At 64.1% G+C, this 20,807-nt stretch carries 24 protein-coding genes; 18 read left to right on the plus strand and 6 right to left on the minus strand.

Going from position 1 to position 20,807, the window contains the following annotated elements; translation table 11 throughout:
• Positions 1 to 2 precede the first annotated feature (2 nt).
• The 6 genes from AC07S4_RS14995 to AC07S4_RS15020 form a co-directional block, all read right to left on the minus strand.
• Positions 3 to 521, minus strand: a complete 519-nt coding sequence (locus tag AC07S4_RS14995) for a pyridoxamine 5'-phosphate oxidase family protein (protein WP_494987406.1) — start codon at positions 519 to 521, stop codon at positions 3 to 5.
• Between the two features lie 98 nt (positions 522 to 619).
• Positions 620 to 1,057, minus strand: a complete 438-nt coding sequence (locus AC07S4_RS15000; protein ID WP_494987407.1) for a hypothetical protein — start codon at positions 1,055 to 1,057, stop codon at positions 620 to 622.
• A 128-nt stretch (positions 1,058 to 1,185) separates the two neighbouring features.
• Entirely contained in the window at positions 1,186 to 1,722 is a 537-nt protein-coding gene (locus tag AC07S4_RS15005; RefSeq protein ID WP_494987408.1) for a redoxin domain-containing protein, read from the minus strand.
• A gap of 13 nt (positions 1,723 to 1,735) precedes the next feature.
• A complete protein-coding gene (locus tag AC07S4_RS15010; protein ID WP_494987409.1) occupies positions 1,736 to 2,278 on the minus strand; it encodes a carboxymuconolactone decarboxylase family protein in 543 nt (180 codons plus the stop codon).
• 60 nt (positions 2,279 to 2,338) lie between these two features.
• Positions 2,339 to 2,992: a MarR family transcriptional regulator gene (locus tag AC07S4_RS15015; protein WP_494987410.1), complete on the minus strand. Its 654-nt coding sequence runs from the start codon at positions 2,990 to 2,992 to the stop codon at positions 2,339 to 2,341.
• A 45-nt stretch (positions 2,993 to 3,037) separates the two neighbouring features.
• On the minus strand, positions 3,038 to 3,760 hold the full coding sequence (locus tag AC07S4_RS15020; RefSeq protein ID WP_494987411.1) for an XRE family transcriptional regulator: 723 nt from the start codon (positions 3,758 to 3,760) through the stop codon (positions 3,038 to 3,040).
• Between the two features lie 107 nt (positions 3,761 to 3,867).
• Here AC07S4_RS15020 and AC07S4_RS15025 point away from each other — a divergent pair, with 107 nt between their 5' ends.
• The 18 genes from AC07S4_RS15025 to AC07S4_RS15110 all read left to right on the plus strand — a co-directional run bounded on the left by AC07S4_RS15025 (position 3,868) and on the right by AC07S4_RS15110 (position 20,803).
• Positions 3,868 to 4,527, plus strand: a complete 660-nt coding sequence (locus AC07S4_RS15025) for a hypothetical protein (protein ID WP_494987412.1) — start codon at positions 3,868 to 3,870, stop codon at positions 4,525 to 4,527.
• Positions 4,528 to 4,681: 154 nt separating this feature from the next.
• The gene (locus AC07S4_RS15030) at positions 4,682 to 5,224 is read left to right on the plus strand and encodes a hypothetical protein (RefSeq protein WP_494987413.1); all 543 of its coding nucleotides are present in this window, start codon (positions 4,682 to 4,684) and stop codon (positions 5,222 to 5,224) included.
• A 10-nt stretch (positions 5,225 to 5,234) separates the two neighbouring features.
• Positions 5,235 to 5,771 (plus strand): phage baseplate assembly protein V, encoded by a 537-nt coding sequence (locus AC07S4_RS15035; RefSeq protein ID WP_494987414.1) that lies wholly within the window; start codon positions 5,235 to 5,237, stop codon positions 5,769 to 5,771.
• Positions 5,772 to 5,831: 60 nt separating this feature from the next.
• Positions 5,832 to 6,026 (plus strand): hypothetical protein, encoded by a 195-nt coding sequence (locus AC07S4_RS15040; protein WP_494987415.1) that lies wholly within the window; start codon positions 5,832 to 5,834, stop codon positions 6,024 to 6,026.
• 2 nt (positions 6,027 to 6,028) lie between these two features.
• Complete coding sequence (locus AC07S4_RS15045; RefSeq protein WP_494987416.1) at positions 6,029 to 6,361, plus strand: GPW/gp25 family protein; 333 nt, start codon at positions 6,029 to 6,031, stop codon at positions 6,359 to 6,361.
• Positions 6,358 to 7,215 carry a baseplate assembly protein gene (locus AC07S4_RS15050; RefSeq protein ID WP_494987417.1) on the plus strand — a complete coding sequence of 286 codons (858 nt, stop codon included), beginning with the start codon at positions 6,358 to 6,360 and terminating at the stop codon, positions 7,213 to 7,215. Before AC07S4_RS15045 ends, AC07S4_RS15050 begins: the two co-directional genes overlap by 4 nt.
• On the plus strand, positions 7,209 to 8,129 hold the full coding sequence (locus tag AC07S4_RS15055) for a phage tail protein (RefSeq protein ID WP_494987418.1): 921 nt from the start codon (positions 7,209 to 7,211) through the stop codon (positions 8,127 to 8,129). The genes AC07S4_RS15050 and AC07S4_RS15055 overlap by 7 nt, the downstream gene beginning before the upstream one ends.
• Before the next feature lie 3 nt (positions 8,130 to 8,132).
• Positions 8,133 to 8,615 (plus strand): BW3TFN family phage tail fiber component, encoded by a 483-nt coding sequence (locus AC07S4_RS15060; protein WP_494987419.1) that lies wholly within the window; start codon positions 8,133 to 8,135, stop codon positions 8,613 to 8,615.
• Between the two features lie 10 nt (positions 8,616 to 8,625).
• On the plus strand, positions 8,626 to 12,105 hold the full coding sequence (locus AC07S4_RS15065) for a DUF4815 domain-containing protein (RefSeq protein ID WP_494987420.1): 3,480 nt from the start codon (positions 8,626 to 8,628) through the stop codon (positions 12,103 to 12,105).
• The gene (locus tag AC07S4_RS15070) at positions 12,106 to 12,846 is read left to right on the plus strand and encodes a hypothetical protein (RefSeq protein WP_494987421.1); all 741 of its coding nucleotides are present in this window, start codon (positions 12,106 to 12,108) and stop codon (positions 12,844 to 12,846) included.
• Complete coding sequence (locus AC07S4_RS15075; protein ID WP_494987422.1) at positions 12,843 to 14,759, plus strand: DUF7483 domain-containing protein; 1,917 nt, start codon at positions 12,843 to 12,845, stop codon at positions 14,757 to 14,759. The genes AC07S4_RS15070 and AC07S4_RS15075 overlap by 4 nt, the downstream gene beginning before the upstream one ends.
• A gap of 7 nt (positions 14,760 to 14,766) precedes the next feature.
• A complete protein-coding gene (locus AC07S4_RS15080) occupies positions 14,767 to 15,306 on the plus strand; it encodes a DUF4376 domain-containing protein (protein WP_494987423.1) in 540 nt (179 codons plus the stop codon).
• Between the two features lie 105 nt (positions 15,307 to 15,411).
• Positions 15,412 to 16,581 (plus strand): phage tail sheath subtilisin-like domain-containing protein, encoded by a 1,170-nt coding sequence (locus AC07S4_RS15085; protein WP_494987424.1) that lies wholly within the window; start codon positions 15,412 to 15,414, stop codon positions 16,579 to 16,581.
• Positions 16,582 to 16,608: 27 nt separating this feature from the next.
• Positions 16,609 to 17,112, plus strand: coding sequence for a phage major tail tube protein (locus tag AC07S4_RS15090; RefSeq protein WP_494987425.1), 504 nt, complete (start codon positions 16,609 to 16,611; stop codon positions 17,110 to 17,112).
• Between the two features lie 67 nt (positions 17,113 to 17,179).
• A complete protein-coding gene (locus AC07S4_RS15095; RefSeq protein ID WP_494987426.1) occupies positions 17,180 to 17,521 on the plus strand; it encodes a phage tail assembly protein in 342 nt (113 codons plus the stop codon).
• A 93-nt stretch (positions 17,522 to 17,614) separates the two neighbouring features.
• A complete protein-coding gene (locus AC07S4_RS15100; protein WP_494987427.1) occupies positions 17,615 to 19,723 on the plus strand; it encodes a hypothetical protein in 2,109 nt (702 codons plus the stop codon).
• A complete protein-coding gene (locus AC07S4_RS15105) occupies positions 19,714 to 20,622 on the plus strand; it encodes a phage tail protein (RefSeq protein ID WP_494987428.1) in 909 nt (302 codons plus the stop codon). Before AC07S4_RS15100 ends, AC07S4_RS15105 begins: the two co-directional genes overlap by 10 nt.
• Positions 20,597 to 20,803, plus strand: coding sequence for a tail protein X (locus tag AC07S4_RS15110; protein ID WP_494987429.1), 207 nt, complete (start codon positions 20,597 to 20,599; stop codon positions 20,801 to 20,803). The genes AC07S4_RS15105 and AC07S4_RS15110 overlap by 26 nt, the downstream gene beginning before the upstream one ends.
• Positions 20,804 to 20,807 lie beyond the last annotated feature (4 nt).

The following is a 20,807-nucleotide window of genomic DNA, read 5'->3' on the forward strand; positions in this document are numbered from 1 at the left end:
AACTACAGCCGCAGCGTCCCCTCGATGGAATCGTCCAGCGTTTGCCCCGTAACGGCGCCGAGCAGCATCTTGGCGCCGGCCACGGCGTTGCCGTGCTTGTTGTCCCAGTAGTAGCCTTCCACCGGGCGCACCTGGATCACCGTGATGCGCGGATCGTTTTCACCTTCGGTGAACCAGGTTTTCAAGGTAAAACTCCACAGTTCCTTGATCATGGCCGGATCGCGCGAGATGACGGCGTGGCCGTCGAAGTACAGGAAGCCGGAGTGGTGCGAGGCCTGGAAATACAGGCGCACCGCCGGATTGGCGGCAATGTCCTGGTTGTGGTGGCTGTCGCTGGCGCTGAGGAACCACAGATTGCCCGCTTCATCGACCTTGAGCGGGCTCATGGGAATGACGCGGTTGCTGGTGCAGAAGAAGCCGGCCTTGGCTTCGTCCACGATATCCTTGATGCGCTTGACGGCTTCACTGCCGGTGAGGTCGCTGCGGTTGTGTTCCGGCTGTTCGCGGTTGATGCTGTCCATGCTGCTCTCCTGAAGTGTCGTAGTGGTCAGGAACGATGCTAGGCGAGACGGGCCGGCTGGACAGTGTGCCAACTAACAGTGGCGGCGTGGCGGACGGCTCAGTAGTCGAATTTATTGCTGCGCGCTTCCCGGTTGACTCTGCTCGGGCGCGCCGCCTCGGCTTCCCTGGCGTGTTTGGCGGCCTCCCTGGCCAGCCGCGCTTCTTCGGCCTGCTGTGCGCGCAAGGCGTATTGTTCGTCGAGCCGGCGCTGGCTGCGCAGGCGTTCCAGGCAGTCCTGGAAGAAGCTTATTTTTTGCAGCATGGCCACCACCCACACGATGCCTATCATGATCAGCACCAGCGTATAACCGCCTTGCCAGGCTTCATAGTTCTGGTCGATGAAGGGGAAGATGGGGCGCGCGCGCGCCAGGCAAACCTGGCCGAACAGGGCCAGGCAGCCGGCCAGCAGGCCGAGGACGACGGTTTGGGCAATTTGCCAGCCAGTCGCCTTCAAGCGCTGGTCCAGCAGGGTCTGAATATCTGATGCGTAAGTCATTGTGGCGCGTGCGGTTTTTTGCTCGCGTAATTATGTCACTATTTTTCCTTCAAGGAAACATAGTTGCCGAATTGAATGCAAAGCAGTGCCGCCCGCAACTGGCGGGCGGCACTCCACGCGGCCCGGCGCTAGCGCCCGATGGCGCAGCCGTCTTCGCTGCACGCTGCGCTGTCCGCCGCGCCCACCGGCTCGGCCAGCAGCCGGCCGATCAGCGCGCCCACCTGCATGTCGCCGGCGCGGCCGAAATGGCTGTAACGCAGCTTGCCGGCACGGTCGATCAGCAGCAGGCTGGGCGTACCGCGCAGCTGGTACTGCTCCATCGTCAGCGGCACCGGGCCGTTGGAGGAGGGCATGTCCACCGCCACCGGAAAGTTGATGCGGTATTCATGCATAAACACTTCCAGCGCGCGCTGCGTCATCACGTCGTGGTGCTCGAACACGCTGTGCAGGCCGATAACGGCGACCTCGTCCGCGCTGAAGCTTTCGCGGATCAGCTTGGCCTGCGGTATGCCGTGCGACACGCAGCCGGGGCACAGCATCTGGAAGGCGTACAGCGCCACGACTTTGCCGCGCAGCGCGGCCAGGCTGAGAGGCTGGCTGGCGTGCTGGCCAGTATTGAGCCAGGCCGCAACCTGTAGTTCCGGCGCGGGATGATTGATGAGCATGGCGCTTCCTCCCTTATTTGGCGCGCAGTTTGACGGACGGGAAATCGACCGGCACCTGGAAGGCCACGTTGATGTAGTTGGTGAACAGGTTGAGCGCCACGTGCGCCAGGATTTCGACGATTTCCTCGTCGCTGTAGCCCGCTTCGCGCAGGCCGGCCACGTCCGCGTCGGCGATCTGGGCGCGATTGTTCACCACGGCGACGGCAAAGCGCAGCGCGGCGGCGGTCTTGGCGTCGGCCGACTGGCCGGCTTGCGCGGCGCTCATTTCTTCGGCGCTGGCGCCGGCCTTGCGGCCCAGGACGGTGTGCGCGGCCAGGCAGTACTCGCAGTTGTTGCGGTCGGCGATGGCGACCGCGATCTGTTCGCCCAGCTTGGCCGGGATGACGCCGCCGCCCAGCGCGCCGAAGGAGCCCCACATGCTTTTCAGGGCGGCGGTGGAATTGGCCACGGCCTTGAACATATTCGGCGTGGCGCCGAAGGCCTGCTGGATCTGGCCCAGCAGTTGCTGGCGTTCGCCGGTGGTGTCGGCCGGGGTGATGAGTTGAATGCGGGACATGGTATTTCCTTTCAAAGTTAAAGTAGGAGTCCTAATTAATTAAGGCAAAAAAACGGAAGGTCATGCGAATTGCGCCCAGTTCCGTTGCTGGGTGGCCAAGTCGGCCTCTTCATGCTCAGCGCAGTCGATGCGGATAAACGAGATCGGCAGCGGCGCGTTGACCAATGCACAGTGGTGCGGGGTGGCCGCGCCGGGATACTTGTTGGCTTCAAAGTGGCGGCACGACGGGCAGGCCCGTAGTGCCGGAAAGCGTTCGGACGTTTGCAGCTCGGCGATCAGCTTCAGCAGGCCGGTCAGCATTTGCACCTGCAGCGCGGGCGGCAGGGCGGCGGCGGCCTCGTCGGCAAAGCCGACGGCGCTGCCGATGCGCTCGGCCACCGCGTTGCCGACGGCGGTGAGGAACAGGGCCGTGGCGCGCCCGTCATCCACGGCGCGCGCCTTGCGCACCAGGCCTTTGGACACCAGCGAGGCGACCGAGTCGCTGGCGCTGGCGGCCGAGATGGACAGCTGCGCCGCCACCCACGACAGCCGCACGCCTTTAGGACGCGCGTGCAGCAGTTGCAGTATGTCGACCTGGGCCGGGTTCAGGCCTTCGCTGGTGGCGAACTCCCACACGCCGGAGCGCATGACACTGGCGATACGCGAGATCGCCGTGATGATGCGCGCCGACACGTCCGGGGTGCCGTCCCAAGGGGTTTCAGGTTTGATGTCCATGCAGCGAATTATAGACCCATTTCTGCATTTGTAAAGGACTCCTAACTAAATTCTGTCGCTTTCCTTGCGCACCACGCGGCCGATGATGATGCAGTCCGAGCCCCGGCACACCTTGCGGTGGTATTTGCGCTGGTCCGGATTGTCCGAGGTGAGCCACCACTGGCCCGCATCGCGCGACATGCGCTTGACCACCGGCTCGCCTTCGTAATTCACGGCGAACACCACGCCGTCCACGGGTTTATTGTCGGCCGTGTTGATGATGACCAGGTCGTCTTCGAACAGCGACGGCTCCATGCTCTCGCCGCGCACTTTGATGCCGATCAGCCGCTCCGGGTTGTAGCCGTTGCGGTCGGCCCAGTTGCGCGGCACGCTGAGCGTGCTGCCGTCGTGGGTTTCCGGCTCCACCGCAAAGCCGGTGATGCCGGCCGACAGGCGTAGCTTGACCTTCTGGATCTGATAGAAGCGCGCATCGTCCTCAGGCGCGAGCACCACCGGCGTGTATTGCGCGGGCAGCAGGCCGGCCGGCGCCGCGCCGCGCTCGCGCATGCCGCTTCCCTCATGCAGCCATTCAAAGGACACGTGCAAGGCCGCCGCCAGCTGCGCCAGGGTATGCGCTTCCGGTCCTTTTTTGCCCACCCCGTTGAGGATGCGGTTGATGGTGGGTTGCGGCACGCCGGAAGCGCGCGACAGCGCACTCTGCGATTCGTAACCCGCTGCTTTCATGGCTGATTCCAGCCGGCTAGAGATATCCATGGCTACACTATACATCCGCGTATAGATAAGTGCAATATTTATTCATTCACGTATTGTTGCTTTATTCATTCTCGTATATATTGTTCTCCATGGAAAGCACGAACAACCAAGAGGACATAAAGATGACGGCAGTGGATACAGCGAACAAGGATGCGATTTTCACCAGCGCGGGGCAGGCCGTGCACGTGGCGTACATGATCACCGGGCAGGAGGCGCCGCAGGACGCGCCGCTGCGCAAGATGCTGATACGGATGCTGGAGCACGCGGCGAATCCGGGCAGCGAGCAGCGCGCCTGGCTGGAGCAGCTGCGCGGCCAGAGTTCGCGGCGCGTGAATTTTGCGGGCCTGAGCCCGCTGGAGGTGCGCGCCCAGTGCGCGCTGATTGTGCACGCGGTGAAAAGCAAGCTGCCGCGCATGGAAACCTGGGCGCTGCAGGCGCGCTACGGCCATACGGAGATGGAGGACGGGGAGGGCAACCGCCGCTTCGCTTTTTCGGCCGAGCGTATCGATGCGATCAAGGGCCTGTCGGACTGGCTGGCGCCATCCTTCCCGGCGGTGAAGCCGTTCGCCGTTGACTGCATGATCGGCAAGCTGTACGCCAACCACCAGAAGATGGAGATCAGCTTCCGCGAGCTGGCCGGCAACTTCGGCGGCAACCATATGACGTATGCGCGCGCCTTCGACAAAATCCGCACCCGCTTGCGCGAACTGGAGCAGGTGGCGCTGGACCGCCTGGAGCCGTATCTGCGCGAGCAGGGCGTGGTCGGCGACTTTTTTGAATAATTTTGAAAAAACCGCTTGACGGGCTGTTACAGCGCCTATAAGATTCAGTCATCATAGCAGTAATTGCATCCAAAGCCCGCCGAAGCGGGCTTTTTTATTTCCCCGCCCGGCTTCGCCGCGTGGGGTTTTTTTTTTGCCCCAGGAGCTTGCAGACGTGAGTGAACGATTACAAACCATAGAGCAGCTGCACGAGGCGGTCCGCGCCGGCCTCGCCGCCAAGCTGCACGATATACCGACGGTGGCGCACTATCCGGCGGCGGACGCCGCGCTGGCGCTGCCCGCCGTACTGATCGAGCTGGCGCAGCTGGCGCCGGCGAGCGATCCGGGCGGCGGCGAAATGGGCATGCTGGCCCATTTCCAGGCGCGCGTGCTCTGCGACGCGGCTGCCGCCGGCGCCGCACTGCAAGTGCGTGGCCTGGCGGCGCGGGTGGCGTTGGCCATCCACAACGAAACCTGGAACCTCGCTATCGGCGCCGCGCAATTCGTGCTCGCCGCGCCTGCGCTGGAGACCGGCGCTGCGGACGACAGCGGGCGCCTGGCCTGGCTGCTGGAATGGACCCACGAGATTGAACTGGGCCAGGCCGAGTGGCCGCACGAGGACAGCAGCGGCGCAGTGCTGATGCTGGGCCTGGCGCCCGACACCGGCGCCGGCCGCGAAGCGCTGTACTGGCCGGCCGGCGCCGCGCCGGCCATCTGACGGAGGCGGCATGGATTACGCAATAGCGGAACTGGACCGCCGGCTGGCGGCGCTGATACAGGCCGGCACGGTGGCCGAAGTGGACCACGCCGGCGCGCGCTGCCGCGTGCAGGTGGGGCCGTGGATATCGGCCATGCTGCCCTGGCTCAGCCTGGGCGCAGGCGAAGCGCGGCACTGGCGCGCGCCGTCGGTGGGCGAACAGGCGCTGATCGTGGCGCCGTCGGGCGAACCGGCGGGCGGCTTTGTGCTGCCGGGCTTCTACACCGAACAGCATGCGCAGGCGGGCGATGCGCGCCCCAAGGCGGTGGCCTGGCGCATGCCGGATGGCTGCCTGCTCGAATACGACTGGGAAGCCGGCGCGCTCAAGGCCAGCGGCAGCAAGAGCATCAGCATTGAAACCAGCGGCACGGTGACGCTGAAATGCGCCGAGCTGGTGGTGGATGCGCCCAGCACCAGATTCACAGGCAGTCTCAAAGTGAACGGCAACGTCGACGCCGCAGGCACCGTCATGGACGGCGGCGGCAACAGCAACCACCACAAGCACTGATTTCAAACTTCATCCCGACCCGCCCCGTGCGGGTTTTTTTTTCATTCCAAGGAGGTCAACATGGCAAAAGCCCAACCCAAAACCCCGGTCGTATTCCGCGACACCGCCTACAAATCCCGCAGCATCGTGCTGGCCAACGGCGCCATGCACCGCGTAATGCACGGCCATATCACGGCCGCCAGTCCAGAACTGATTGCGCACCTCGACCAGCACGCCGAGTTCCAGCGCGTGCCCGTGGTCCGCGCGGCGGGCTGACCATGGCCATCGTCGGCATGGACCGGCACACCGGCCAGCCGCTCACCGCCGTGGCCCATCTGCTGCAAAGCGTGCGCGACATCCTCACCACGCCGCAAGGCAGCCGCCGCGAACGGCCGCAGTACGGCTCGGAGCTGCCGCGCATGGTGGATTTGCCGCTGACGGCGGGCTGGAAGTCGTCGGTGCAGGCCGAAGTGGCGCGCGCACTCGGCCGCTGGGAGCCGCGCCTGCAACTGCAGGCGGTGGCGGTGGAGTCGGTCATCAACGGCAGCGTCACGCTCAAGCTGAGCGGCGTCTATCTCGGGACCAGCATGATTATGGAAGTGCAGACATGAGCATTATCGACCTCACGCAACTGCCTGCGCCCGACGTGGTGGAGGCGCTCGATTTCGAGCAGATTTACCAGGACATGCTGGCCGGCTTCCGCGCCTATATGGGCGAGGGCTGGAACGCGGCGCTGGAATCGGACCCCGTGGTCAAGCTGCTGCAGCTGGCGGCCTACCGCGAGCTGCAGATCCGCGCCCGCATCAACGACGCGGCGCGCGCCAACCTGATCGCCTACGCCGAAGGAACGGACCTGGACCACGCCGCCGCGTTCTACAACGTGGCGCGCCTGCCCGCGGCAGGCGGTGCGGACCCGGACCAGAACGAAAGCGACGAGCGCCTGCGGCTGCGCACGCAGCTGCGCATTGCTTCGCTGGCCGGCAACGGCACGCCGGAACAGTACCGCTACGTGGCGCTGTCGGCCAGCCCGCTGGTGCACGATGCGGCCATCATGCCGTCCACGCCGGGCAGCGTGGCGCTGGCCGTGTGGCCGGAGCCGGAAGCCGGCGCCGGCGGCGTGCTGGCCGATGTGCAGCGCGCCTTCGCCGCCGACGACGCCAAGCCGCTGGGCGTGCCGCTGTCGGTGGTGCTGGCGCAAGCGCGTCCGCTCGCGGTGAGGGCCACCATCTACCGCGAAAGCACGGCGCCGCTGGACCTGGCCGCACAGCTGCAGCTGGCCTTGCCCGCGCAGATCACCGGGTACGCGCGGCTGGGGCGCGACTTGTCCGCTTCCTGGCTGGCCGGCCGCCTGCATGTGGAAGGCGTTTCCCGCGTACAGCTCGACAGCGGCGGCATCGCCGCGGCGCCGCATGAATATGTCGAGCCGGGCGCGGTCGACATCCGCGACGGGGGTGTGGCATGGTAGCCGCCGGGCTTGATGCGGCGCGCCTGCTGCCCTCCAACAGCAGCGCGCTGGAGCGGGCGCTGGCGCGCACCGCGCCGCGTGCGGCGCTCGATGCGCTGGCGGACGCGCCGGCCGGCCTGCGCGCCCGCCGCCCGCCCAGCTTCGCTCCATGGCAGGCCGCCGAATGGCAGCTGGCCGAATTTGCGCCTTATTTCGGCAGCAGCGGCGAGTTGATCGAAGAAGGCCTGCCCTGGCTGCGCCAGCGCGGCAGCGCCGCCTCCGTGAAGCGCGCCTTGTCGTGGCTGGGCTACAGCGTGGCGCTCGAAGACAGCGGTCCTTGGCTGCAGATGGACCCCGGCACGGCCCGGGTCCAGCCGCAGCTGGCGGCCATCCGGCACCTGGTCGGCCAGTCCTTGCCGGCGCATGCACGCTTCTACCGCATGTACCACGGCTACGACCTGCGCCCGCTGGAACTGGACTTCTCGCGCCTGGACGCGGCGCTGCTGGACGACGATTCCGGCGTGGACGTGGACGGCCTGAAGCTGAGCTTCGGCACCCGCGCCGCCGCCGTCCTGGCGCCGGAAGATCCGCCCGTCAGCTGCGGTGCGCTCAGCACCTATTCCACCCGCGTGTGGGACGACAACAGCTGGCGCCTGGACGCCTTCCAGCTGGATTCCGAAGTCCTGATCGACGTGGCCGGCGGCATGGTCTCCCTGCAGGGCTATACGCTGGAAGCCGAGCCGGGCGAGGCGGCCATCGCGGCCCGCTACGACAACTGCATCGGCTTGATCACCGTGGCCGATGAAGCGGAAAGCCATGCGCGCCGCGATGAAGCCGCCTTCGCCATGCCGATCGAAACGCGCTACTGGACCGGCCGCTGGGCCGGCGCCTGGCGCGACCCCATACCAACCCGTACCACCTTCGAAGGAGTTTGAACCATGCCAGCAAAACAACTGGACGGCCGCGTGGCCGTCGCCGAACTGGTCGCCGCCCAGCCCGTCCATGTGGCCTGGGGCAGCGGCCATCCCGCCTGGGACACCCAGCCCGAGCCCGAGCCGGTGAACGCCGCCGCCCTGGTGAATGAGATCGGCCGCCGCACCGCCACCCAGGTGGGCTTTGTCGAACCCGACGCGGCCGGCGCGATCGAGACCCCGCAGGGCAACTTCCGCACCTCCGCCACGCCCACGCGCTGGCTGTATGTGCGCGTGGTGTTCGCCTTCAACGAGGCGCCGTCCGCACGCATCCGCGAGCTGGGCATTTTCCTCGGCACGCAGCTGAAGAGCGGCCTGCCGGCCGGCCAGCGCTACTTCGCGCCGGACGAGATCACCAGCCCCGGCAAGCTGTATCTGCTGGACCGCAGCCAGATGTTCGACCGCAACGGCGCGGTGCGTCCGGCGTTCGAATACGTATTACCGTTCTAAGGGGAAGCGCATGACATATTACGACCGTTACAATCCCGCCAAGCGGCACGAGAAGCACCTGTTCAGCGCCGACCGCGTGCTGCAGTCGGCGGAGCTGAACGAAATGCAGACCGGCCTGATCGACCGCGTTGCCAACATCGGCAATGTGCTGTTCAAGGACGGCGACCTGATACGCGATGCGGGCTGCGTGGTGGACGGCGTCACCGGCGACACGCGCCTGGCGTCGGGCGCGCTGTGGCTGGCCGGCGCCGTGCGCGGCATCGGCCCGGCCACGCTGAAAGTGGCGGTGGAGGGCGAAGTGGTGGTGGGCGTCTACCTGCAGGAAGCCACCGTCACCGAACTCGAAGACCCGGAACTGCTGAACCCCGCGCAAGGCACGCGCGGCTATATGGAGCCGGGCGCGGCGCGCCTCCAGCTCAACCCCGTGTGGGGCGTGGCGGGCGACGGCAAGACGGGCAAATTCTATCCGGTGTACCAGGTGCTGAACGGCGTGCTGAAGGCCAAGGAGCCGCCGCCGACCATCGACGCCGTGTCGGTGGCGCTGCAGCGCTATGACCGCGACAGCACGGGCGGCAACTACATCATCAGCGGCATGGACGTGCGCCGTGGCGCCGAGCTGGAAGGCGACAAACAGACCTACATCATCTCGGCCGGCGCCGCGCGCGCCAACGGCAAGCAGGTGGAGCTGCGCGCCGCGCTGCGCTACGTGTTCTCCGCCGCGCCGGACCTGAAAACCATCGCCGACGAACCGCATGTGTCGAGCGGCACGGCGGCGCAGCGCGTGAACGTGGACTACGGCCCCATCGCCCAGCTGGACAGCGTGAGCATGACGGCCGAGCGCACCGTGACGCTGAGCCACGGCGTGATCGCCGGCGGCCAGGATCCGCTGCCCGATACGTCGGTGCTGCAGATCGTGGAAGTGAAGCAGGGCGCCACCGTCTACGCCAAGAACACCGACTACAAGCTCACGGCGGGCAAGGTGGACTGGAGCCCTAGCGGCGCGGAACCGGCGTCCGGCAGCACCTACACGGTGAAGTACCAGCACATCGCCAGCGTGACGCCGACGGCGGCTGACGGCACCGGCTTTACGGTGACCGGCGCGGTGGCCGGTACCTTGATTCTGGCCAGCTACCGCTACAAGATGCCGCGCGTTGACCGCCTGTGCCTGAACGAGTCCGGCGACATCGTGCCGATCAAGGGCGTGGCCAGCGACTGGATGCCGCCGCCGCCCAGCGTGGCTTCGGGCCTGCTGCTGCTGGCGACCATCTACCAGCACTGGAACGCCGGCACCACCATCAGCCTCGATAGCCCGCGCATGGTGCCGATGTCCGACCTGGCGCACGTGCAGGACCAGCTGGACGGCTTGAAGATGCTGATCGCCCAGCAGCAGTTGCAGTCGGACGCGATGAACCGCGAGGCCGTGCAGAAGAAGGGCGTGTTCGTCGACCCGTTCATGGACGACAGCATGCGCGACGCGGGCCAGGTGCAGTCCGGCGCCATTGTCGGCGGCACGCTGACCTTGCCGGTATCGCTGGCCGCATCGCGCTACGGCAGCGACGTTGCTGGTCCGACCACGCTGGCGCACACCGTGATTCCGCTGGTGGAGCAGAGCCGCCGCACCGGTTCGATGGCTGTGAATCCCTACCAGGCATTCGCGCCGCTGCCCGCCAGCGTGACGCTGGAGCCGTCTATCGATCAGATGACCTATAGCACGGAGAACTGGACCAGCGACCTGACCAATCGCATCGTGCAGCGTGTGGCTTACGGCGACAGCGCCGGCCCGTCTTCCACCTCGTCGGTCGAGACCTTGAGCAGCGCGCGGCGCCAAGACCAGGTTATTCGTCCCGTGACCGTCAAGTTCACCGTACATGGGTTTGGCGCCCATGAGGTGGTGGCCGGCGCCAGCTTCGACAACATTGCCGTGACGCCGGGTTCGCTTGCCAACTACGCGGTACTGCCAGCGGCGGACGCGGACGGCGTGGTCAGCGGCCAGTTCAACATTCCGCCGAATGTGCCGGTGGGCCGCAAGCTGGTGCAGATCATCGGTAAAGGCGGCAGTTTTGGCTGCGCCTTTTACACCGCGGCTAGCTGGAGCGAGGACCGTGTGCTGCGGCGCGTTGTGACCGAATACGCTTACGAATACGAGCCGGCGCCTGTGCCATCCATGCCGGTTGATGTTCCCACAACTGAATGTCCTGGCCTGCCAGCGCCGATTCCAACGCCGCTGCCAGAGCCACCGTCCTCTGATCCGGTCAGGGCCCTGGTCGAATCCATGTACTCGGTCTACCTTGGGCGTAAAGGCGAACCGGCTGGGGTGGACTATTGGGTTGATGTCGTCAATGGCGGACTGTCCCACGCGGAACTGAAGAAGGAGTTTTTGAGCTCAGCGGTGTCGCACGAGGAGAGCCTGGAGCCCGTTGCTCAAGACGCGTGGCTGGATATCAAGCATGCGTCCAGCCATTATGCCGATGTCGGTGTCGATCCATTGGCGCAAACTTTCCTGTCGCCGACGCCGGCGCACCTGGTGGGGGTGGACCTGTGGTTTGAAGCGGTCGGTAGCACCGACGTGATGGTCCAGCTGCGCACCGTGCAGACCGGCATTCCAACCCGGCGCGTGCTGGCCGAAGCGCGCCTGTCGCCCAGCCAGATCAACATCGGCGGCGAAGCGACCCGCGCCCTGTTCGCGCTGCCGTATTTCACGGAGGCGAACGAGGAGCTGGCATTTGTCGTCATGTGCAACGACGCCGAGACCGCGCTGTCCATCGCGGAGCTGGGCAAGTGGGACGGCGCTGCCTGGATCACGGCGCAGCCTTACACCATCGGCGTGCTGCTCTCGTCGAGCAACAACAGCACCTGGACCCCGCACCAGGACCGCGATATCCGTTTCCGCGTGCTGGCCGCCAACTACACGGAGACTGTGCGCAACATCGACCTGGGCACGGTGGCGGTGCAGGGCGCTACCGATTTGATGGTGATGGGACTGGAGCAGAAGGCCGCTGCCCACGCCACCATAGGCTACACCGTGGTGCTGCCGGACGGCAGCGAGATCGCCGCATCGAGCAACCAGCCGCTGGCGCTGGCCGCGCCGGTGACCGGCAACGTCACGCTGCGCGCCCAACTGCGGGGCGACAGTTCCGTATCGCCGGTGCTGCACCGCGGCGGCCAGCTGCTGGTGGGCTGGCTGGGCGCTACCGGCGACTACGTGAGCCGCGCCGTCAAGGCCGGCACTGGCTCGCGGGTGCGCGTGGTGATCGACGCCATGCTGCCGAGCGGCGCCGCCGCCACCGTGCAGCTGAAAGGCGGCGACGTCGGCGACACCTGGTCCGCGCCGATTCCGCAGATCCGCACGACGGCGCTCGACAACGGCTGGCACGAACTGGTGTACGAGCAGACCGGCGTGAACGAAAACATGGTCCAGGCGCGCCTGGCCACCGCCGGCACCGCCGCCGCGCGGCCCTTTGTCCGCAACCTTCGCATCATGGTGATGTAAATGACGATACAACAAACCACGCCCCACCTGGGGCTGCCGCTGCCGCATCCGGACAACGACTTGGAGACGGACGTGGTCCGGCTGCGCGACGCGCTGACGCAAGTGGACGGCGCCGTGTTCTCGCTGCGCTCCCTGGTCGCCAGCGACGACGTCAACCTGGACACGGTGCAGGAAGTCGTCACCGTGCTGAAGCAGGCGCAGGGCAGCATCGGCAATGTCACCGCCTTGCTGGCGACCAAGGCGGATGCATCGGCAGTGGCCGCACAGCTTGCAGCCAAGGCAGATGCTTCGGCAATGACCACTCAGCTTGCCGCCAAGGCAGATGCTGCAGCAACCAGCGCGGCCCTGGCGGCATGCGCCAGCACAGGGGCAAACACCTTCACCGGCGCGCAGTCGTTTAGCCGGGTAGACAAGGGCACTGTGACCAGCGGCACGGTAACTTTCAACCGTGCCGCTGGCAATATCCAGCGGCTGCAGGTCGGCGGAGCACTGACGTTGGCACTCAACGGCTTTCCTTCAGCAGGCATTTTCGCCGATCTGCTTATAAAGCTAATCAACGGCGGTGCATATGCCGTCGCCCTGCCGTCGGTGCAATGGGTCCAGCCATCTGGCGTCCCCACGCTTACTTTTGCCACCTACCTGACGGCAATCGGCCGAACATCCTTGCAAGCAGCCGGAGCGGATTTTATTTACCTTTGGACTGACGACGCCGGGGCAACCATTTTCGGAAAGTTGTTATGAGTACGTTGGGAAAAATGGCTGCGGGGAGTGCGAATGCACTAAAAATTTACGTGGACGATGTTTTTGCGACGTTTATGTACACTGGTACTGGCGTGTCAGCAAGTATTAATAATGGATTAGACTTGGCAGGAAAGGGCGGCCTTGCCATTATTAAGTCTATAGGTGCTGGGCGTTCGTGGTCATGGAATGATACGATGCGTGGAGGAAATAATACACTTGATTCGATCTCCGGGGCTATGCCAACCTCACCAGGTACTGGGGTTAATGGTTTTACTGCCAATGGGTTTACTATTGCCGGAGGATCTGCGGCAGTAAATAATAATGGTGAGAGATTTTCCTCTTGGTCTTTTGTAAAGGCTCCGAAGTTTTTCGACGAAGTCCAGTACATCGGAAATGGACTGGCTAGTCGCGTTGTTCCGCATGGATTGGGTGTCCCACCTGGGGCGATGATAGTTAAGAGCATTACTGGGGCTGGGTCAAACTGGTATGTTTATCACAGATCTATCGGAGCTGCAAAATTTGCTACGCTTAATTCGCCGAATTCTTTTGCTGCTGATCTCGGTGCATGGAACAACATGGAACCTGCAGGCACTAGTTTTACTGTGGGGATAAACGCTAATGTTAATCAAAATGGTGTTGCTTATGTGGCCTATCTGTTCGCCCACGATGTGACACCTGATAGCCTAATTCAGTGCGGAAGTTTTACGACGAATGGGAATGGTGATGCGACCGTGCCGCTGGGCTGGGAACCGCAGTGGACTCTCACAAAGTCGAGCGCAACCAATGATAATTGGATGATCGCTGATTCTTTTCGAGGAATGACGCAGAACGAAGTCGCTAGATTAATGCCGAATTTACCGAATTCGGAAGACACCATTACCTCGTATCTCACAGTGCCAACCGCCACAGGATTTTTTGCAAAGGGCTTTTCGGCTAACACAACATATATTTTTGTGGCTATCCGTCGTTCTAATAAGCCACCTGAAAATGCGGATCAAGTGTATAGCGCATATTCTTGGCAAGGGAATGGTGCGATCACTCCTCTGATACAGATTGGATTTCCTGTAGACTTAATGCTGACTGGAAATCGATCTGGATATTCAGGTATGGGGCAGGCATTTTTTTCAAGGCTGTCGGGATATAGAAATATGATGCAGACATTTTCCATATCTGCGGAGCAGGATTCTGGGGGCTCTTGCTTTTCGGCACCTTGGGGAAGTACGTCAATTGACTATGGGGTTGACTCGGGTTGGAGTTTTACAAATGCCTTGGGTGTAAATTTTACAACTAGATGTTTTAAACGAGCTATTGGATTTCTTGATGTGGTATGTTACGCCGGTGTGGGCAATGTCTCCACAATACCCCATGCCCTAGGTACGGTCCCGGAGTTGATAATTTCAAAGAGAAGAAGTTCTAACGATAGTTGGGGTGTTTATGTGGCGCCATTAGGTGGTTCGAAAGTCCTTTTTTTGAATAGTGAAAATGCAGGAGTGATTAATTCCGGGTATTGGAATAATGCTGCTCCGACGGAAAATGTTTTTAGTGTTGGCAACAGCCAGAATATGCAGAGTAGTAGTTATGTATCTTACTTATTCGCAACAAAGACGGGCATCAGCAAAGTCGGCAGCTACACCGGAAATGGCAGTAACCAGACGATCAACTGTGGTTTTTCATCGGGGGCTCGTTTTATCCTCATTAAGCGTAGCGACGCGGCAGGCGACTGGTATTTATGGGATAGCGCACGCGGCATCGTGGCTGGAAATGATCCACATCTGAGTCTGAATAACCCACTTGCCGAAGTGACGACCGACGACAGCGTTGATCCTGCTGCTTCCGGCTTCGTTGTTAACCAAGTGCCCGCAACTAATATAAACGTGAGTGGCGGCATCTACATTTTCCTTGCCATTGCATAAGGAGCTTATGAACGAATACCGTAACCGGGCAGACGGCCTCGTTGTCAGCGAGGCCGAACTCCGCGCCGCGTTCCCCAACGTGGCATTCCCCCAAGTTTTGGACCTCGCCACACTGGCGTCGCTGGACTATGAAGCTGTTTTGGCCGCGCCTGCTCCCGCTATCGGCGTATCGCAAGTCGCGGTGCGTAACGGCGTGGTGATGGACAGCAATGGCAACTGGGTCCACGCCTGGCGTGTGGATGAGCTGCCGGCCAGCATAGTAGCTCAGCGCCATGCGGAAGCCGAAGCGCAGGCGCGCGAAGCGGCGAAGGCTGACCGCGCTGCCGCCGTAGCGCGCATTACCGTCGATGTGGACGGCAAGGTGTTCGACGGCGACGAGATCAGCCAGGGCCGCATGGCCCGCGCCATCCTCGCGCTCGACAGCACCGGTGCGACCGATACCACCTGGGTACTGGCCAACAACCTCCCGACCTCAGTCACGGCCGCCGACCTGCGCATGGCGCTGGCCAAGGCTGGACTGGCGCAAACGGCGCTGTGGGTGCTGTGAGGCCACGGCCGATCAAGATTTGAGTAAGACCGCAGCCGGCGTTCTGCCGGCGTTTAACCCGCACCACCCGCTTCGGCGGGTTTTTTTATTTTTAGGAGAATCACAATGCCAGCAACATCCTTCTTCCACGGCGTCACCGTTACCCTGGTCGATACCGGCCCGCGCTCGATCGCCACGCCTTCCAGCTCGGTGATCGGCCTGGTCGACACCTACACGCCCGGCGCCGGCCTGGCCGCGCCGAACACGCCGGTGAAGATCACCTCGCTGCGCGAAGCGGCTGCCGCCTTCGGCGCCGACAGCGCCATCTACCAGTCGCTGCGCGCCATCTACGCCCGCACCAGCGCGGTGGTGGCCGCCGTCGGCGTGGCCAAGGCGGCCGACACTGCCACGCAGACCACCGCCGTTATCGGCGGCGTCACCGCGCAGGGCGCGCGCACCGGCCTGCAGGCGCTGCTGGACGCCAAGTCGGTGCTGGGCCTGCATCCGCGCCTGCTGGCCGCGCCGGGCCACTCGTCCGCGCAAGCGGTGGCCACCGAGATGGACGGCATCGCCGGCAAGCTGCGCGCCATTGCCATCATCGACGGCCCCAACACCGACGATGATGCCGCCATCGCCTATGCCGAGAATTTCGGCAGCAAGCGCGTCTACCTGGTCGATCCGGGCGTGCGCGTGTGGGACGCGGCCACCAGCAAGGACGTCGACGCGCCCGCGTCGGCCGCCGCCGCCGGCCTGTTCGCCTGGACCGACGCCGAATACGGCTTCTGGGTTTCTCCGTCCAACAAGGAACTGGTGGGCATCACCGGCACCAAGCGCCCGGTCGAATTCCTGGACGGCGACGCCACCTGCCGCGCCAATCTGCTGAACCAGGCCAACATCACCACCATCATCCGCGACGGCGGCTTCCGCCTGTGGGGCAACCGCACGCTGTCGTCCGACCCGAAATGGGCCTTCGTCACCCGCGTGCGCACCACCGACATGGTGATGGACGCCATCCTGTACGCGCACAAATGGGCGGTGGACCGCGGCATCACCAAGACCTATGTGAAGGACGTGACCGAAGGCCTGAACGCCTTCATGCGCGACCTGCGCAACGCCGGCTGCATCATCAACTTCGAGGTCTACGCCGATCCCGAGCTGAACTCGGCCAGCCAGCTGGAGCAGGGCAAGGTGTACTGGAACATCCGCTTCACCGACGTGCCGCCGGCCGAGAACCCGAACTTCCGCGTCGAGGTGACCAACCAGTGGGTCGCCGAAGTGCTGGACGCATCGAACTAATCAACCCACAACCACAAGGACCACAACATGATTCCTCAGACTCTCTACAACTTCAATCTCTTCGTCGACGGTAACAGCTACGCGGGCGTGACCAGCCAGGTAACGCTGCCCAAGCTGAAGGTGAAAACCGAAGACTACCGCGCCGGCGGCATGGACGCTCCGGTCAAGATGGACATGGGCCTGGAGGCCATGGACGCGGCCTTCGCCATGACCGGCGTGGCCAAGGACGTGCTGGCCTTCTTCGGCCTGTCCGACCAGAACAGCTTCAACGGCAGCTTCCGTGGCGCCTTCAAGAACCAGAAGGGCGAAATCGTGGCGGCCGTGGCCACCTTCCGCGGCCTGCTGAGCGAAGTCGACATGGGCGACTGGAAGACCGGCGAGAAGGGCGAAACCAAGTACACCGTGGGCTGCAGCTATTACAAGCTGGAGATCGACGGCGCGCCCGTGATCGAGATCGATCCGGTGGCGGGCATCCGCCTGATCGGCGGCCAGGACCAGCTGGCCGGCGTGCGCGCCGCGCTGGGCCAGTAAGCACGGCGCAGTTTAGTTAAACCCCAGCCCGGCCTGAGCGCCGGGCTTTTTCATTTCAAGGACTAGCATGGACCACAACATCATTCCCGCCTGGCTGCGCCCGGGCACCGACGCCATCACCGTCACGCTGTCGCGCCCCGAGTCGTTCAACGGCGTGAAGACCAACCAGCTGGTGCTGCGCGCGCCCACCGTGCGCGACATGCGCGGCGCGCAGAAGATGCATCCGAACGACGTGGAGGAGCGCGAGCTGGCGCTGTTCGCCAGCCTGGCGCAAGTGTCGCCGGCCGACCTGGAGCAGCTCAAGCTGACGGACTACAACCGCATCCAGGAAGCCTATTTTCGCCTGGTATCCGATGCCGCAGGTGACGCCCCAGCAGCTGCGCAGCCTGGCGCGGCGCCTGGCGCGTGAGTACGCGTTCCAGCCATCGGAGATCGACGGCATGACGCTGGAGGATATTTTGTGGTGGCTGGAGGGCGTGGGCATGAAAGGAGGGGCGTAAAAATGGCTGACAAAGAAGACGGCAGCAAGGGGTTTGCCACCGCCATGGCTGAGCGGGGCAGTGCGAGCATGGCCGTGGGCAAGGCCGTGCTAGAGCCGGTGACGGTCATTGGCGGCGTATTCAAGGACGGCGCGAAGGCTGCGGCGGGGAATGAATCCGTTATCCGCAATATCGCCCTGATGGCCGGTATCGAAGGCGGCGGCGATCTGGAAGACAAATTGGGCGCCAGTCTCGCCGTTGTTGCGCGCGATAATGGCGTGGCCACGCTGGCATTAGGCAAGGCGGTTGAACAGATCATGGCGGGCGGCGTTGCGTATCCCGATGCGCTCGCCACCGCGAAAGGGATGGCGCAATTCTCCGTCGGACAGCAGGTTGCTATTGATGACAGCGCTAAACTGGTGACGTCGCTGAACCAGGACGTCAAGCTGCCTGCTGCAGAAATGGATGCAGCGCTGGCGTCCATCGCCAAATTCGGCAAGGACAACGGGATAGCCCGCGCGGAATTGGCGCAGGCATTGCCGGGCCTGCTACACGACATGAGCAGGCTAGGTTTGAGTGGCCGGGAGGCGCTTGATCAGGTGTTGTCCGTGCTGTCGGCCAGCAAGGCCAGCGGCAACGACGTTGCCGGCGGCGCAAAGGATTTCCACACGACGGTGGAAAAGCTGCGCGGTCAAGGCAGTGAGGTGGAACTGGCCAAGGCGCGGGAAACGGTGCGCAATTACGCGCCCCTGCTTCCGGTGGAGAAGGCGGATCCCGGTATGCTGGCTGCCGATCAACAGAAAATCCGCGCCAGGTCCGAGTCGAAATGGGCTGAAGCCGGACAGGCGGGGAGCAATCTTTCGGTCAGCATAGGCGATGCCATCCGTCCGGTGAGTGACCAGGCGGCAGTGGCGTTGCGTTGGCTGGCCAACGGGGCTGCGGACGTGGTCAAGGCGTTTCCGCCGCTGGTTTTGGGGCTGGGTACCGTGGCGGCGGCGCTTGGCGGCTATGCGCTGGGCAAGCGTACCTACGGCGCGCTGAGCGTTGGCGTGGGCAAAACACTGGAGTGGATGGGCATAGGCAAAGGGAAAACCGGCGCCGAGGACGCGAAAGACGGATCGAAAGGAGTACAGCGCGTCTTTGTCACTAACTGGCGCGGCGGCGGCGATAGCGGTGGCGACGGCATCGACCTGGATGGAAGAAAGAAACGGCGTCCGCTTCCGCGCGGTACGCAGGCGCAGCGTGCCGCAGCGCAGGCTGCCGCGCGTGCTGCGGCTGCGGTGCCCAAGGTGGGCTTTTTGGGCCGTGCGTGGGCTGGCACCAAGGCCTTGGGCAGCGGCGTGCTCTCCGCCCGCAGCACTGTAGCGACGGCCCTGAACGGCACGCCGCTGGTCAAGCAGTTGGCCGGCAGGATAGGCTTGCTGGGGACGGTGTATCAAGGACTGCAACTGGTCACTACGCTGGCCGGAAACGGTTCGGAAAGGGAGAAGGCCAGCGCTATCGGCGGCGCGGTCGCCAATGTGGCCGGGGCTGCCATCGGGGGACTGCTGGGCGGTCCGGCTGGCGCGATGCTGGGTTCTGCGGCGGGCTCTGCGGCGTGGGGGTATTTCGGCGACAAAGTGCTGGACTGGCGCGATACCTGGAGAGAGAAACCTCAGCCTGCCTCCATCGTCACGCCGGCAGCTCCGGCAGCTCCTGCTGCCTTCGTTGCACCGAACGGCCCCAAAGCGCCTGTACCTGCGACTGTTGTTGCAACGGCGGCCGCCATCGGCGCAGCAGTGGCGGTCAAGCCGGCCGGCGCATCCGGCTTGTCGGCCGCGCCGGACGCCGAAGCGGTACTGCGGGCGGCGGCCACTGCGGCGGCTGTCCCGGCGGCCCAAGCCAAAGCTGCAGGCCAAGGCGCCGCTGCTTTGGCGCCCGCGGCTTCCTCCACGGCCCAGGCTGGTCCCCCCCAATTCAATTTCAAACCAAGCATTTCAATCACAGTGCAGGGCGATGTACGCGAACCACGCAGGATTGCGGAGGAGTTGATGCCGTACCTGCGCCAGCTGTTCGACCAGTACAGCGACCAGCAGCGGCGCGGCAGTATGTTTGATTTGTCGCCCGTCACAGGAGAACAAAAATGGGCATAGACAAATTAATCAGCCAGGCCACCAGCGAGGCGGCGCGGGCACAGGAGCGCGTGAAGAAGGCCGAGGCCGCGCTGGAGGCGCGCATCGGCCTTCAAGTGGGGCGTATCACCAAGGATGCGGAAAAAGCCGTGGCGCATGTGGAGGCGATCACCAAGCTGGTGAGCGCCGCCACGGGTACGCTGAACCGTGTACTGCCGCTGCTGGAGGGCGATGTGGTACAGCGCAGCATCGGTTTGCTGACAGCGGCGGCGGACAAGCTGGTGGGCAGCAAGGTGGCCGCCGTGCAGGCGGCTGCCGGCAAGCTGCAAGGCGCCGTGACGGGCCTGCAGCAGAAGTTTGCGGCGCTGGGCGGCGTGGGCAAGCCCAAGGCGGCGTTGGGCGCGGTATCGTCGCTGGCGCTGCAGGCCAGGAGCGGCGCGGCGGTAGCTGCGGCGCCAAAAGCGGTGGAGATGAATCATCTGCTGATACTGAATGCGGACGAGGGCGCCAGCTATTACTTCGGCCTGTCGTCCGCCGCGTTCGACAGCCTGCAGCGCCAGACCAAGTTCGGCATCGATGAAGTGGTCCGTTTGGGACGGTCCGACGCCTTGCAGGCCACAACGCAAGGCGGCGAGACGCTGACATTGAGCGGCGCAGTCTATGTGGAGCGCGACAAGCCGGCCAAGACCGGTGGCACTGGCCCGGTCGAATCGGACCGCACACAGCTGAACCAGCTGCGCGCCATTGGCGTGGCGCTGAAACCTGTGCGGCTGACCACCGGCTACGGCGAGGTGCTGGGGCGCTGGTACCTGACTTCGATTTCCGAGAATCAGAGCGGTCTGCGCATGGACGGCCTGCCGCGCAAGCAAACCTTCAACCTGGAGTTCAAACGCTATGGCGATGATTATAAGAACGTGTGACGGGGATGTGCTGGACGTCCTGTGCCATGCGCACTACGGCGCCCTGGCCGGCACGGTGGAGGCTGTGTATGTGGCCAATCCCGGGCTGGCCGCGCAGCCGCAGCCCTATGCGGCGGGCGTGCTGATACACCTGCCGGACCTGCCCGCGCCGCGCCGCGACGTGGTGCAACTGTGGAACTGAGGAG

It is taken from the genome of Pseudoduganella sp. GW821-FHT05F09, assembly GCF_059419605.1.

Excerpts from the sequence above, each read along its gene's own strand:
- AC07S4_RS15095 (WP_494987426.1), top strand. The coding sequence starts at position 17,180 with ATGGACCACAACATCATTCCCGCCTGGCTGCGCCCGGGCACCGACGCC.
- AC07S4_RS14995 (WP_494987406.1), bottom strand. The coding sequence starts at position 521 with ATGGACAGCATCAACCGCGAACAGCCGGAACACAACCGCAGCGACCTC.
- AC07S4_RS15100 (WP_494987427.1), top strand. The coding sequence starts at position 17,615 with ATGGCTGACAAAGAAGACGGCAGCAAGGGGTTTGCCACCGCCATGGCT.
- AC07S4_RS15025 (WP_494987412.1), top strand. The coding sequence starts at position 3,868 with ATGACGGCAGTGGATACAGCGAACAAGGATGCGATTTTCACCAGCGCG.
- AC07S4_RS15035 (WP_494987414.1), top strand. The coding sequence starts at position 5,235 with ATGGATTACGCAATAGCGGAACTGGACCGCCGGCTGGCGGCGCTGATA.
- AC07S4_RS15040 (WP_494987415.1), top strand. The coding sequence starts at position 5,832 with ATGGCAAAAGCCCAACCCAAAACCCCGGTCGTATTCCGCGACACCGCC.
- AC07S4_RS15075 (WP_494987422.1), top strand. The coding sequence starts at position 12,843 with ATGAGTACGTTGGGAAAAATGGCTGCGGGGAGTGCGAATGCACTAAAA.
- AC07S4_RS15080 (WP_494987423.1), top strand. The coding sequence starts at position 14,767 with ATGAACGAATACCGTAACCGGGCAGACGGCCTCGTTGTCAGCGAGGCC.
- AC07S4_RS15085 (WP_494987424.1), top strand. The coding sequence starts at position 15,412 with ATGCCAGCAACATCCTTCTTCCACGGCGTCACCGTTACCCTGGTCGAT.
- AC07S4_RS15110 (WP_494987429.1), top strand. The coding sequence starts at position 20,597 with ATGGCGATGATTATAAGAACGTGTGACGGGGATGTGCTGGACGTCCTG.
- AC07S4_RS15060 (WP_494987419.1), top strand. The coding sequence starts at position 8,133 with ATGCCAGCAAAACAACTGGACGGCCGCGTGGCCGTCGCCGAACTGGTC.
- AC07S4_RS15005 (WP_494987408.1), bottom strand. The coding sequence starts at position 1,722 with ATGCTCATCAATCATCCCGCGCCGGAACTACAGGTTGCGGCCTGGCTC.
- AC07S4_RS15000 (WP_494987407.1), bottom strand. The coding sequence starts at position 1,057 with ATGACTTACGCATCAGATATTCAGACCCTGCTGGACCAGCGCTTGAAG.
- AC07S4_RS15070 (WP_494987421.1), top strand. The coding sequence starts at position 12,106 with ATGACGATACAACAAACCACGCCCCACCTGGGGCTGCCGCTGCCGCAT.
- AC07S4_RS15045 (WP_494987416.1), top strand. The coding sequence starts at position 6,029 with ATGGCCATCGTCGGCATGGACCGGCACACCGGCCAGCCGCTCACCGCC.
- AC07S4_RS15105 (WP_494987428.1), top strand. The coding sequence starts at position 19,714 with ATGGGCATAGACAAATTAATCAGCCAGGCCACCAGCGAGGCGGCGCGG.
- AC07S4_RS15050 (WP_494987417.1), top strand. The coding sequence starts at position 6,358 with ATGAGCATTATCGACCTCACGCAACTGCCTGCGCCCGACGTGGTGGAG.
- AC07S4_RS15015 (WP_494987410.1), bottom strand. The coding sequence starts at position 2,992 with ATGGACATCAAACCTGAAACCCCTTGGGACGGCACCCCGGACGTGTCG.
- AC07S4_RS15010 (WP_494987409.1), bottom strand. The coding sequence starts at position 2,278 with ATGTCCCGCATTCAACTCATCACCCCGGCCGACACCACCGGCGAACGC.
- AC07S4_RS15055 (WP_494987418.1), top strand. The coding sequence starts at position 7,209 with ATGGTAGCCGCCGGGCTTGATGCGGCGCGCCTGCTGCCCTCCAACAGC.
- AC07S4_RS15020 (WP_494987411.1), bottom strand. The coding sequence starts at position 3,760 with ATGTATAGTGTAGCCATGGATATCTCTAGCCGGCTGGAATCAGCCATG.
- AC07S4_RS15090 (WP_494987425.1), top strand. The coding sequence starts at position 16,609 with ATGATTCCTCAGACTCTCTACAACTTCAATCTCTTCGTCGACGGTAAC.
- AC07S4_RS15065 (WP_494987420.1), top strand. The coding sequence starts at position 8,626 with ATGACATATTACGACCGTTACAATCCCGCCAAGCGGCACGAGAAGCAC.